Origin of the sequence: Kosmotoga pacifica, assembly GCF_001027025.1 — a bacterium.
Classification (GTDB): Bacteria; Thermotogota; Thermotogae; order Petrotogales; family Kosmotogaceae; genus Kosmotoga_B; species Kosmotoga_B pacifica.
This window is the reverse complement of record NZ_CP011232.1, coordinates 1,889,575-1,903,167: the sequence shown is the minus strand read 5'-3', so window position 1 is coordinate 1,903,167 and position 13,593 is coordinate 1,889,575. Positions and strand designations below refer to the sequence as shown.

Below are 13,593 nucleotides of genomic sequence, written 5' to 3'. Positions count from 1 at the left end.
TTTATTGAGAATTCTAGTGATTGAAGATGACCTTGGACTAAGAGAACTCCTCGAGATGGAATTGAAACACTACGGTTTTGAAGTAAAGGTTGCTTCAGCTGGAGTGCAGGCTTTAAGGGTATTCAAGCAATACAAACCCGATGTTGTCATACTCGACATTATGCTACCACAGCTCGACGGTTTTGAATTACTATCCGCTTTCCGCGAGAAATGCAATGATACAGGGATTATCATTCTCAGTGTCTTGAACACAAAAGAAAAGAGACTAAAGGCCTTCGAACTCGGTGCTGATGATTACATAGCCAAACCCTTCGATATGGAAGAACTTATAGCAAGGATAGAGGCCCTTGGACGAAGGATCAGCGTTGCTGCACATTTTGATTCTGTTGTCAACATAAATGCTATAAGTTTGGATAATGCGTTGAGAGAGATTAGGCGGGGAAATAACTTTGTACGACTCACAAAGCTGGAATATGATATCTTCCAGATTCTTTTCAGTCGTACGGGCAACGTGGTAAAAAAGGAAGACCTTGTTCTTCAAATCTGGGGTGCAAACAAGAAAGTCTCAGACAGCGTTATTCCAGTTTACATCAAGTACCTAAGAGAAAAGCTCGAAAAACTCAATATCGAAATCGAAACAGTCAGGGGGACCGGTTATGTACTCAAAATCTAAAAATATTCTCTTCATTTCTCTGGTCAGTATCCTCACTTCATTGGTCGTGGTAACCATGTCTTATCTGCTTGTGAGGAGTATAGTTATCAATACGGCCAGAAGAAACGCCGTAATGATATTGCGAGAAATGGAACGCGTTAAATTACATGAACTTCCCCCAGGAATCTTCAGAAGGATTCCAACTTCTGTATTTCTACTCCAGAATAGAAGAGTGGAAGTCCTTTATGATGCGCTTGATATTTCAAATAAGCTTGATTTTTCGCAACTCAAGGATAAAAGTTTCATAAATGTGGCCGGAGAAACGATGTTCACAGCAGTCATTAACACTCCAAAAGGGGTTGTTGCATTCATCCAACCCGGAGAAAATATGTTGAACATTCTCAAAAAGACAGCATTTGCCTTTTTCTGGGTCTGGCTGGTTAGCACGGGCATCATATTGGCTTCCGCTTACGCGAATTATCGAAGAACTGTTAAGAGCTTTAGAGAGTTAATTGAAAAAGCAAAGGAGATATCTACGAAAATGGAAGGCTTCCTCCCAGAAAAAGGTCTGGACTCCAATACCGCCAGATTTATTTCAGCACTAAACGAAATGATCAAAAGACTCAGAGCAAGCATTGAAGAAGAGAAGCGGTTTGCAGCTAATGCCGCTCATGAACTCAAGACTCCACTGGCAAATATCATTGGTTATACCAGCATGCTACTCCGCTGGGGATTGAAAGATGAAGCGGTAGCAGAAAAATCGTTGTCTGCAATAAATGTCACAGCAAAAAAGCTAAATGAACTGGTATCAAAACTCCTTTTGTTGAGTTCACCGATGACAAGCTTAAAACATGAAAGAACGAATGTGTGTAACTTCGTAAAAGCTGTCCTCAATGAATATAAAAGCCTTTTTCCCGCATATCAGTTTCAAATAGAATGCAGGGAAAATCCAGTATTTGATCTACCGAAAGAAGCTCTGGAGATTGTTGTAAAGGTCTTTCTTGACAACGCAGTAAAATACTCTCCTGAGAATGGAGTTATAAGTGTGGTTGTCGAGAGCAACCGACTTGGCGTTTCCAGCATGGGACCGGAGATCCTGGAAGAATACCACGACAAGATCTTTGAGCCGTTCTTCAGACTTGAAACCGATCGAGAAGGCCATGGATTAGGCCTTGCCATCGCAAAAAATGTAGCATCCAGATTTTCATGGAAGCTGTCTGTGGAATCAAAAGAAGGCATGAATACCTTTTGGGTAATATTCAATTGAGTACAGCTGATAAATATCCCACAGTATGAAGAAAGTCTCCGGAAACATCTCCACTCGTAGCATGTTTCAGGATTCTCACATTTTCGAAAAGCATCAACACAGTAGCGATTGGACCAAGACCGCAGGCAGAAATCTTTTTGTTCATAGCCTCTTCGAAGAGTCCATGCGTATCGCGCTCTTCTATTCGTTCAATCAACAACGTGTCTTTTCTCATGGTAGTTTCATGGTCTTCGTAATGGTTCAAATCCGATGAAGCCACTACCAGTGTTCCACCATCCTTTATCAGCTCTTTGAGGTTGTCAGCAAGAAGCTTCGCCGTCTCATAGCGCTGATCCATCATCGTAATCGTCACGATCTTAAAATCATTCCCGAACAAGTACTGGAGAAAGGGAAGTTGTACTTCCAAAGAATGTTCATACAGATGCGCAGAAGTATCTGCACTAAGATGTTCTGTAGAGACTATAAGACTATTTGTGAACTCTTCGTCTATCTTCAGAGTCCCCAACGGTGTAATCCATTCTCCCGAAGGCCAGACTGAAAGAGGGCTTCCAAAGCCAGAGTGATTTGGACCTATGAGAACCACCCTTTCAGGTCTGCCAAAACTCGCAATCTCATAGAATCCATTCGCAGCGACGGGTCCGCTGTAAATGTATCCAGCGTGGGGAGAAATGAGTCCTGCATTTCCGATCATCTTTTTTGTAACAGGTCCGGGAAGGCTTCCCGGACCAATTTTATGCAAAAAACAAGTCTTTATCTGATTTTTTAACTCGTCAGAAAATCCAGCATAAAACCTTCCTGAAAAAACTGCTGTTCTCACCATTACGGTTCCACCACCTTCGCGGTGATGATAATGACCATTTCGCGTTGCTCTTTCGTCTTAGTCTCTGTGGTAAAGAGTTTGCCAATGAAGGGAAGATCGCCGAGGAAAGGCAGCTTTGTCACATTTACGGTCTCCTTTTCGGTTATAAGTCCGCCTATGCTGAGGCTGTTTCCATCTGCGATCATCAATTTTGTCTGAGCCTCGCGAGTCTTTTCACCATAGTAGTCTCCGTATTGTTGTGGGTCGCTAACTTTGATGTAGAGATCTAGCATTATCGTTCCGTCTCCATTTATCGTCGGAGTGATGGTCATCTCAACACCGGTATTCAGATAATTGAGCTCTTCAACAATCGTTCCGTCTTCCAGAACTTTCTTAATGGTATAAGGTATGGTATCACCTATATGTATTCTTGCCTGTTCGCCGCTCAAAGCAACGATTGAGGGGTTCGAAACGATATCGGAGTCGTTATTCCCTTCGCTCAAGCTCGCTGTAACTGTTGCCGAAGCCGAAGTTATAAAGTTTTCCAGTAATTTGGGGAAGTCCACAACATCGATGACATTGAAAGAAAGCCCAATGGAATCTTTGTTGAAAAGGATCTGTGGCTGTGAAGACCCCAGGTTGAGCGAAGCCTGAAGCTGTTTTGTCACGTTGTCGTAGAGTGATTTGTCCATAATCTTAGTTTCAATTTTCACCTGTTTCTTTGGAGACGAAAAGGTAGACTCAAGCCTCTGCAAAATCTCCAGAACCCTGGATCTTTCGATCCCTTTGACAACAACTATTCCATTGATCGGATCGGTATAAACCGTACCTCCATAGAATTCAATAAGCGATTTGAACTCTTCAACGTTGTGATATATCCTGTATATCTGTTCTTCAGTGGCCGAGTCCGTCGGTGTCTCCAGCTTGACTCCCTTTCCAGAAATAGCGTAAATACTTCCCGTCGTGGTAACGGTGTATCCTTTGTGTTCAAGAATCGAAACGAAATCCTCCCATTTGAGACCCTTCGCAGAAATCGTGATGGTGTCACTGATATTCTCATCCATCAGTAAAGACACCCCAAGATCTTTTGCAACTTCCTTCAAAACGGCTCTAAGATCGGCCTTTTCAACATCTATATCTATCATTCCATTGTGGAGTTGTATGTTCTCTTCCAGAGATTCGGTACGCTTTCCGTTAAGAATATCTTTTATGAAGGCCTCGGCAGCGTTCAAGGACATTTCATCGAACGATTTAATGAGTATCATTTCCAGATTGGGGAATACGGATACATCCACCTGCGGAAAAGCTTCTTCGAGAAGAGAAATAAGTTCTGTGGCATCTGTCGTAATTCCTTTTATATATTTCACGTATTCTTGCTTTTTCGCATTAACGAGCACATCACGCACTTTCTCAACGTCGACTCTATTCCCTACGAGCAGCCATCCATCTTCGAGGGCGATATATTTAACGTTCAGGGACATCGTTGAAATTAACTCCTCAAGCTGGGTTCCCTTTACACTCCTGTCTTCAAGTTTCAGATAGTATCCCTGATCTCCGGTAACCAGTGATAGGAGTTCTTTTGTGCGTTCAATGATCCCGGGGGTACCAATAACTATGAGAGAGTCATCTACTTCAAAGAGATTCTCTACTTCAATACCCGCAAACTTCAGGTACTGTCTTATGCGTTCAATGTCCCAACCTTTGATCATCGACAACTTCTCGACACTAACGGTAGCGCTTTCCGTTGGGATCACGCTAAGATCTTCGATAACTTTTACAGCTTTTTCGAGTTCCTCCTCTTTGCCAATAAGCAATAAAGAATCATCGAATTCCAGAAGCTTTACATCTATCGCGAGTTCCGTTAATACGCTCATGAGTTTTTCGGAGTCCAGAGTTGTCTTTTTTATCTTCCGGTAACCTTTCTCCCTCTCACTTAATAGATAACCGATGAAATCCTGGGCCTTCCTCAGTTCCTCTTCACTTCCTGATAAGAGGTACCCATCAGTAACATCAGTCACAGAAACCTCGACACCTCTGGTTGAGAGATATCCACTCAAATCGGTAGCACTTATTCCTGAAAGTCTTTTGATGAACATCACACTTTTATTCGATGTTTCTTTCACTTTTGTGATATCCGTAATGACTCTATCGAAGAAATTAATTTCTGAATCCTTTCCTATAACAAGGACGTTATCACCAATCTTTTCGAATTTTAAAGTCATCTCAAGACTTTCAGCTGTTCTTGTCATTTCTTCAAAACTGATGTTTTCAGGGATTGCCATAACTCTGTAGTTAAGCATACTCGTCGTTACCGTCGCTGTAGACGACGCTTCGGACATCTTTATATTTCTTATCAACCTTTCAGAGTCTGCCAGGCTTGTAGCGTCACCGGTCAGTATCATGAAATTACCCACCTGTAAAACACGAGTTGGAATACCCAGTACCTCGAGCACGCTTTCTAGTTCCTGCGGACCAACTCCTTCAGGCGTGTCCATCACAATGTATTCGCTTTCTATTGTCGTTTCCGTTGCTTCTTCAGCATCGAAGGAAGCAATTATCTTCGAAGCCTCTTCTACTTGCTTCCTCGTTCCAACGAGAACGAGGGAGTTCCCCACTTCTATCGTTCTTACGTCGATACCGATTGAACTAAGAATTTCTCGCAGGGAGTTCACTGTGAGTTGTACCGGTCGCTCTATAACTTGTAGCTGTATTCCACGAGTTCCTCGGGCTTGCGTCCCAGACTCGACAGCGTCGCTATTATCCCCTTCGCGTCCGCTATCGCCTCGGAACTCCCCACCAGTAGCGTCGCCTCTCCAGCCGACACTATCTCCACTTCTATCCCTATCTTCCTCACTATCGTCTGTACGTCCGTTACACTGAAACCTTCCGGTATCCCCACTATCTCGTAGCTCTTCTCCTCTTCCGTCGCCGCCATACTCGGTTCGATAGTGGAGCTACCGCTGACACTGACGGCGGCGGAGTTGAAGGAACTCTTCGGCACGATAGGGTTGAACCTGAAGGTGATGGAAGTTTCCGGGTATGTGGTACTCGTGGGGCCGGAAGAAGAGATAGCGAAAGGCGAAGAAGTGATAAAGACCTTCATGCCGAAGGAGACTGGAGAGGCCACGGAGGCGGAGAAGGAATACACGACGATATCGGTACCGGAGGGCTTCACACTGGAGAGCCTGCAGACGGTGCTGAGGAAGATAGGGATAAACGTGGACGTCATAGTGGCGGGCAACGTGGCAGTGATGGTGGGAGACAGCGAGACGCTGTCCAAGGCGACGGAAGTGATAAGCACGCTACACGGGTTGAACAAGAGGCCTGAAGTGAGCAAGCTGGAATACAGCGTACTGGAATATCCGTTGGGTCTCGACCTCGGGATGGTGGAGACGGCGTTGAAGACGTTGAACATACCGTCACAGCTACTGAAGAGTGAAGATAAGCTGCTGGTAATAGGCACGAAATCCGAGATAGAAGAGACGAAGAAGCTGATCGAGCTGTTGAAGCCACAGATGGAGGAAACGGCCACGGCGACGGAAGAGCCGAGGAGCCACAGCTTCGTTGAGCTGCCGGAAGGGTACGACGCGGCGAGCCTTCAGACGATACTGAGGAAGATAGGGATAAACGTAGACATAGTGGTAGTAGGAGACACGGGTGTGATGGTAGGCACGGTGGGAGAACTGAGCCGTGGACAGGAAGTGCTGGACACGCTGAAGAAACTGAAGGCGAAGCCGGCAGAGATGGTGAAACTGGACTACAGGGTGGAGACGGAACCGACGACACTCTCGCTGGTGGAACTGAACGACCTGCTGAAGAGAGTGGGCATAGCAGTAGAGGCGATGGAAGTGGCCGGCAAGTTTGTACTGATAGGCTCTAACGATGAGATAGACAAGGCGGAAGAGCTCATAATGACCTTCCGGGTGTTGTAGCTGTATTCCACGAGTTCCTCGGGCTTGCGTCCCAGACTCGACAGCGTCGCTATTATCCCCTTCGCGTCCGCTATCGCCTCGGAACTCCCCACCAGTAGCGTCGCCTCTCCAGCCGACACTATCTCCACTTCTATCCCTATCTTCCTCACTATCGTCTGTACGTCCGTTACACTGAAACCTTCCGGTATCCCCACTATCTCGTAGCTCTTCTCCTCTTCCGTCGCCGCCATACTCGGTTCAGGTGATATATACTTTATAAATTCTTCCGAATTCTTTACCTCCTCAGGCGTACCGATCAATACAACCAACCCTGCGAAGTCTAAAAGGTTTACATTATAGCCGATTGATTTTAGGGCGGTTTTCAGTTCATCTGTCGAAATCCCTGAAGGCTTGGAAACGAGTTTATATGTGAATCCACCTCTTTGTGCCTTCTCAGCAAAACCTGAAAGAAGTGAAAGTGCCAGAGAGACGTCTTCGTCCTTTCCGGTTATCACCACGCTGTTTCCGACCTCGGACAGCGTGAGGTTGAACCCCGTGGCTTTTAACAGACTCTCAACACTCTCATAAGTCACAGCCGGTGGAAGTTCATATATTTCTGTTCGGGTCTGTCCCTGTTTCTTCAAATATTCCACAAATTGTGTAGCGCTCTTTATATCCGCAGCTGGACCTATAAGGATGTACCCAAAAGGTGCGCTGTCAAAGACTTTTACCTGCAGTTGCAGAGATTTGAATTGCTCCTCAAGCTTTTCAGCAGAGAAAGGTAACGGTGACGGCACCAGAACAAATCTGCTTTCCGGAAACTCTGGGAGCCCGGTGAGACTGTCAAGCAGTTCCTCAAATCTATCGAGCTGGGAAGGTGTGCCAGTGGCAACAAGGCCCCTATCAGTTTCATGCAGTGATATTTCCAGACCGAGTTCCTTTGTGATCGTAGAGAGAGTTTGAGCCGATACCGGAGATTCGATAACCCTTGCCTCTTTCATCACCGGCGTAACGGGAGTACCTTCCACCGTTATCACTGTTTCCGTGGAAATCGCGCTTTCTGCGGTCACATTTTCAATGAGTCGCTGGAGGGTGCTAATCGAAACTGGGTCACCATAGACTATGAATTTGTTTGTCGTCTCCAGCAACTTGAGCTGAAGTTCGAGGGTATTTATGATACTCTGGATTTCCTCTCTCGATAGACTCTTTTCTACGAAGGCAAAACTCTTTTCAGCTGAAGAGAGCTCTTGATATAATTTCAAGAACTCTTCGATATCTCTCTCTGGACCCACAACCACTATGTTATCGGCAGCAGGTACCAGACTTATATTGTACGAGAAACTCGAAACAAGGGTTTTAAGAGCATCGAGATCTACCCCCGAGACCTTGCGTAAAACAGCATAGCCCTTTTCTATAGCTCTATCTTGCTCCTCAGCTCGTCTCTGGAGAATTTTATCAATAGTTTCAAGGGCTCTGTCAACAGCATCTGAATAACCAATTACGAGGACTCCTGTGGGAGACTTTATGAGTTCTACGCTGATACCCAGCTTGTCAAGGATACTCTGAAAGTCATCAAGCGTGTCTTCAGGAATATCAACAAATTCGTAAAGCATTCCTTCTTCTTCCGTTTGAGTAGCAACACCCGTTTTCTCATAGCCAGACTGTATCTGCTTAAGCATCTGTTGAGCTCTGAGTACATTGTCTCTGGTACCTACTATGATGTACCTGTTATCAACGGGCATTATATTTACGTTTATGCCAAGGCTTTCAAAGAGACTCAACAGTTCTTGAACTGGCGGCAGGTCCTCAACGGTTGTATAATAAGGACTCTCTATCTCTTTAAGGCGTTCTACTTCATCTTTGATGCTTTCAGTAACATTACTCTCGGCTATAATGTAATAACCGGCATCAGCCTCAATCACCTTCAATGTGGAAAATACGTCGCTACCGAGAAACTGCTCAAAATAGCTCTTGAATTTTTCTACATCCCACCCGGGAATCTTAGAAATAAAAACGGACTTTCGTTCTCCTGTAGCTTTAGAAGCCTTCAGCTTGCTTTCAATTCCTGGCCGCATCTTTTCGATGAAGTCTTTGATACGTGCGACGTTCTCTTTACTTCCTCTAATTATCAGGAGTTCAACTGAAGGAACATAAATATAGTCAAGTTGTCCTTTGAACATAGCATCTAGCAAATCACCGATGCCGCCTTCATAAACAAGATGGGGGAGCTCAACAAACTCCTCTACCGCTTCGTCAAATAGTTGCTTCTCGTAGCGACCAAGTTCCTGTAACGCCGATATTAAAACATTGGAAGGAGCTTCAATGTAAATCAACCTACCTGCGACGGATTCCACAGTGTAATCTTCAGAGTTAAGTCCATTTTTCTGGAAGAATTTTTCTAGAAAGCTCTTAACAGCATCAAAACCTTCTGGGTCCTTGAGCTGAATGAACTTACCTTCGATATTTTGTGTAGAACCACCACTGAAATCGGATATTAGATATTCCGCCACATCGATGTTTCTCTTAACCCCTTTAATGATGTATCCACCCTTTTCACCCAGGGCTTCAATTTCTACTGAAGCTAGTTTTTGAACGTGCTCTATGATCTGAGGATCTATATATTTTGTTTTTATGATTCTGTATCCAATATTTTGAGATTTGATTGAAATATCCGAAACCACTTCTTTGAGGAGTTCTGCATAGGTTTCCGGAATTTTAAATGTGACCTTACCTAGAGATTCAAAAGTTCGATCTACTTCGATTTTTTCTTCAGGTATATACCCTTTCAATAACTCGACGATCAGATCTACCAGAGTAACAGTGGTGCCACGGCCAGTGCTCAACACATCTTCGACTATCCCGAAATTTTCAGGGAGATTTACTGTAACGACCTTCAAGCGGGATTTCTCCGCTTCGGACTTCAATGTTGCCGCGTAGTTATCCAGATATTCTTTCAAACGCTCTACGTCTCTTTTGTTTCCAGATAGCACCAATCGGTAGAGTTCAGGAACTGACGTGATCGTGATCTTGTTATCAAAGAGCGCGGAATTAACTTTCTGGGCGATGTTGAGAAAACTATCGTAGGAATCCTGTAGAGTTGTTTCAATAATATATTCGGTTCGCACGTACGCTGAGGTCAACAATTTTGAAATCATCATGTGGGTTTCAAGGTCACCAAAGGCGAGGACGATGGATTCGTTCGGGATATATTCCAGAAAGGCATTGATTGGAAGTGCTTTCCTCAAAAGCTCTAATTGATTTTGTCCATCAACTTCCTGTCCAATATCCACACCTGTGTATGTTTTCCAAAAGGCATTAACAACTTTTTTGACTTCTTCGGGTGTTCCTACGTATAGAGTTCCATCTGTAAAATATGCATAAGAAACTTCACTCCCAAGAGAAATCAAAATGTTTCGTAGAATGTCCTCAGGATAAATTGAAGTGAATCCGACATTGAGCTGAAGATCTCTCACAGACGGGGTGACCACGTAAGAAAGATCGAGGATTTCACTACTCATAAGGTAGGTAAGAGCAGAACCGAGTTTCATTCCAAAAGTACTGAATTTATCGATGGAAACTTTTACGTTTGAACGCCAGAATCTCAAGATTATTGATTTTTCCTTTACAATGATATCGGGCTCTTTCTTTGCGGGAATTAATAGAGCCACATTAACTGAATATCTATCACCAAGGTCGCGGGTCCAGAGACCCTCAACGGTACCTGCCCGCAACGGCAGGTCCATGTCCTTACCCTCAATGCCATTAAGAGTCAACGTATAAATCGTTTTAGAGGGGTTAGATTGCAGTTCATAATCAAATTCCGAAACATTTCCTGTAAAAGTCAATGTTATTATTGTAGACAGCTCGTCCATGGAAGGCACGAGCGTCTTCAGCGAGTTCGGGAAAGTGAATACGACGGATATCAGGACTAGTAAAATAACTACATGCTTCTTCACTGAAATCACCCCGATCTATCTCTATTTTTTTTCTTCATAAATTCTCGAAATGGCAAAACTATTGGAGTTCAAATCATTTAAAAGCACGGCAAATTCTGCTATTCCATAAACCACATATTGAGAAATATAATCTCCTACACGCACAATACTTTCGCCTTCCTGCGTTTCAAGGACAGCGTATTCCATATCATCTATTTTGAAATAACCCTTATAAGCCACTGAGGTAGCTTCCACACCAGCTTCCATCATGGATCTTATAACATCCGAAGTATCTGCCATCAGGGGTTGAAAGTAGTCTTTTATCTCAATACGCACATCGAAGTCACTGAAGTCAATTTGAGGAACTCTGACTTTCCCCACATTAGACACACCTACTTCCACAGGCTCTAAAATTATGTAAAAAATAATCACTGTCACCAGAAGCACAATGGAACTGCTCAACAACAGAAAAAACAGCCTTATCACGTAATCACCCTAAAATAGATTTGTCAGTTCTATACTCAAATTCAATTCTAACACAACACTGGTAGGCAACGCCGTCTTTGGCATAACAGGGAAACTGAGATTCGATCGCAGCTGAAGTTCGTTAAGAAGAATACGTGGATTGTTCAGAAGTTCCTCCAGAACCTCTCTTACATTCTCAGCCGGACCTTTCAGACTAATATTTTCGTACACACCAGGTTTATTTTCAATGCCAAGGATGTCTAAAAGTGAATCCACATCGCTTTTCTCTTTCAGATTTCCCAGAACTGTATCTATCGCTCTCGCAAGGCTGTTTACACTGTAATAAGTGTTCTCAAGTTCTTCGAGTTCGCTCAACAAGAAGGACAGATCACTGAAATTTCTGTACATAGGCCAAACCACAAGAAAGAAGAAGCTTACCACAAAAACACCTATTACTATCCCCCAGAAAAGATTTCGGGGGATGCCCATTTTGGTGAAAAAATTTTGCCTTTTCATGAGCTTTTTACTGTATCGCTCTACAATATATACCTCTTCTTCGAAGGGTTTTGCTTTCTCTGATATTTCCGATTCCAGCCCTTTGAAAAGCTCATTGAATTCCTTTTTATTTTCTTCATCCATAATCATTCACCTGACTTGAACTCTATCAAACTGATGTCATACATATTTGAAAAGTCCATTTTCCCGATGTTGGATATCGAATAACCTTCCGGCAATTCAATTGAAGTTGTTGTTGCCTCGCCTTTTTTGTAAATTAGATAATATAATGCGCTACCTACTCCAGCATTGTAATCAAGTTTTGTGAGGAGTTTTTTCTCCGCCGATGACTGGTCCATCGCTTTCTGAAGTTCTCTGAAAAATTGGATCTCTTTGCGCTTGATGGCAAGATATTTATCCAGTTCTTTTAGTTGTCTTGCGAGCTTGGCTTCTTGAACCATCAGGTCATTTTTCTTCTGAGATATAATCTCCACATCGATCTTTGGAATTCCCTGCAAGGAAATCCCCAGCTGCTCGAAAAGGAACCCCTTGACCAACTCTATTTGCTTCATCTTACTCTGAAAAGCTGCTCTGACGAGGAGACTTCCAAACACCGATATGGCAAGCACCAGAGCTAAAAAAATCAGTAGATATGCCAATCTAACTTTCCGCTTTTTTGAGTGTAAGTTTACCACTGGCAAAGAACCCACCACCTATTTTCAACATTCCCAAGCTGCTGAAGGAAACAGGAACATCGTGAAAATCAACGGGGAGGTCGTGAACGGCCATATCTTCCAATAACCTTTCAAAAGTCCTTTTATAGATTTCAGTAGAAAGATTTGATTGCCCGATAACGAAAAAATTTTTGAAAGATAGCTCATCCGATGCCGATGTGTTGGGAGAATTTGAAAGGGTATTCGTTATATACATCCTCAACTGATAACTTATCATGCCTTCCAGCATTTCAGATGCCTGTTCAATAAGAGCCTGATCTATCCGTGAAGTCGATTGAATGAAGCTCCTTTTTAAATATTCTTCTGAATATTCCTCGCCCCCAATGGTGGGAAGAATCAATGAAGAGAAACCTTCAGTTATATGGTTGATACCAACAATTTCCCCAAACTTCATTGCCATGATAACGGAATAATCCAGATCGACAAAGAAGAGAAATGAAAAACCTTCGAATACCTTTTTTTTCACCAGCTCAAAAATCGGGAAAGGCTTCACTGTAACAATATCAGGTTCCGGAAATCCGACTTTCGATAATTTGTCAAGGAATTCACCCAAATATCTCTGACGTGTAATGACAAAACTTGGAGAAACGCCATCGTTTATAGCTTTCAAATCATTTAAAGGTTTTACGATAACATCATCTGGAGATAGAGAAAACTGCGTGGCCGCCTTGAAATTGGCAACCCTTAAAAGATTCTTTTTGCTTTTAACCTTTGGGACATCGATGTGCTGAAAAACAACATTTTCAGGAGAAATGGCAACAATGAAGACTTCATCTACCGGCAAAGTATTGTGTTTGAAGAACTCCTCGGAAGCCTTCTCAAAGGAGTCTTCACCAAAACGCAAAACACTGAACAAGGGAATAATATTCCGTCTGAAAACGACAGCCCTGATTATCTCCGTGTAGGAAGGATCGTAGTTTAAAACGGTCACAAAATTATTAAACAAAGCTATCCCCTCGCTCAATAAGTTAATTTGCCGGTTACAGGTGAGATTACCATAGTGGAATCATCGGAAAAAGTAACTATTGTGGAACCCATTTCAACAAAGAACAGACCTCTTTCAGTAAAACCAAAAATAAAGGGTTCGGTGCTTTTTAAAGACAGTCCTTCAATAAAGTCGCCAGTGGAGGCTAATATCCTTCCTTCGTTATAATAGAGTTTGATTCTACGCGAATGTGAGATTGCCTGCTGCCTCATTCTTTCGAGAAATGTATCGATCTTCAGTTTTGCTGTCCGAATCTTAAAGCTTTCAATGAAGTTTTTTGCCCCTATTATAAACAGGCCTGCACTCAACGAAACCACAAGAAGATAGACAAGCAATTCAGAAAGTGTCAC

11 protein-coding genes are annotated in these 13,593 nt (G+C 43.2%); 2 read left to right on the top strand and 9 right to left on the bottom strand.

Annotated features, from left to right (window positions below):
• Positions 1-4: 4 nt before the first annotated feature.
• Together IX53_RS08970 and IX53_RS08965 are read left to right on the top strand one after the other, a co-directional pair.
• The gene (locus tag IX53_RS08970) at positions 5-673 is read left to right on the top strand and encodes a response regulator transcription factor (RefSeq protein WP_047755588.1); all 669 of its coding nucleotides are present in this window, start codon (positions 5-7) and stop codon (positions 671-673) included.
• Positions 657-1,919 carry a sensor histidine kinase gene (locus IX53_RS08965; RefSeq protein WP_047755064.1) on the top strand — a complete coding sequence of 421 codons (1,263 nt, stop codon included), beginning with the start codon at positions 657-659 and terminating at the stop codon, positions 1,917-1,919. Before IX53_RS08970 ends, IX53_RS08965 begins: the two co-directional genes overlap by 17 nt.
• Here the strand turns inward: IX53_RS08965 and amrB are convergent.
• The 9 genes from amrB to IX53_RS08920 all read right to left on the bottom strand — a co-directional run bounded on the left by amrB (position 1,912) and on the right by IX53_RS08920 (position 13,593).
• Complete coding sequence (gene amrB / locus IX53_RS08960) at positions 1,912-2,739, bottom strand: AmmeMemoRadiSam system protein B (protein ID WP_047755063.1); 828 nt, start codon at positions 2,737-2,739, stop codon at positions 1,912-1,914. The genes IX53_RS08965 and amrB overlap by 8 nt on opposite strands.
• Entirely contained in the window at positions 2,739-5,390 is a 2,652-nt protein-coding gene (locus IX53_RS08955) for a type II secretion system protein GspD (protein ID WP_047755062.1), read from the bottom strand. The genes amrB and IX53_RS08955 overlap by 1 nt, the downstream gene beginning before the upstream one ends.
• A 20-nt stretch (positions 5,391-5,410) precedes the next feature.
• A complete protein-coding gene (locus tag IX53_RS10940; RefSeq protein WP_156173147.1) occupies positions 5,411-5,653 on the bottom strand; it encodes a hypothetical protein in 243 nt (80 codons plus the stop codon).
• An 822-nt stretch (positions 5,654-6,475) separates the two neighbouring features.
• Positions 6,476-10,585, bottom strand: coding sequence for a hypothetical protein (locus tag IX53_RS08945; RefSeq protein ID WP_047755060.1), 4,110 nt, complete (start codon positions 10,583-10,585; stop codon positions 6,476-6,478).
• A gap of 21 nt (positions 10,586-10,606) precedes the next feature.
• A complete protein-coding gene (locus IX53_RS08940; RefSeq protein WP_218916065.1) occupies positions 10,607-11,026 on the bottom strand; it encodes a hypothetical protein in 420 nt (139 codons plus the stop codon).
• Positions 11,027-11,059: 33 nt separating this feature from the next.
• Positions 11,060-11,668, bottom strand: coding sequence for a hypothetical protein (locus tag IX53_RS08935; RefSeq protein WP_047755058.1), 609 nt, complete (start codon positions 11,666-11,668; stop codon positions 11,060-11,062).
• A gap of 2 nt (positions 11,669-11,670) precedes the next feature.
• Positions 11,671-12,225: a hypothetical protein gene (locus IX53_RS08930; RefSeq protein ID WP_156173146.1), complete on the bottom strand. Its 555-nt coding sequence runs from the start codon at positions 12,223-12,225 to the stop codon at positions 11,671-11,673.
• A complete protein-coding gene (locus IX53_RS08925) occupies positions 12,185-13,189 on the bottom strand; it encodes a hypothetical protein (protein WP_169746217.1) in 1,005 nt (334 codons plus the stop codon). Before IX53_RS08925 ends, IX53_RS08930 begins: the two co-directional genes overlap by 41 nt.
• Before the next feature lie 29 nt (positions 13,190-13,218).
• Positions 13,219-13,593, bottom strand: coding sequence for a hypothetical protein (locus IX53_RS08920; protein WP_047755055.1), 375 nt, complete (start codon positions 13,591-13,593; stop codon positions 13,219-13,221).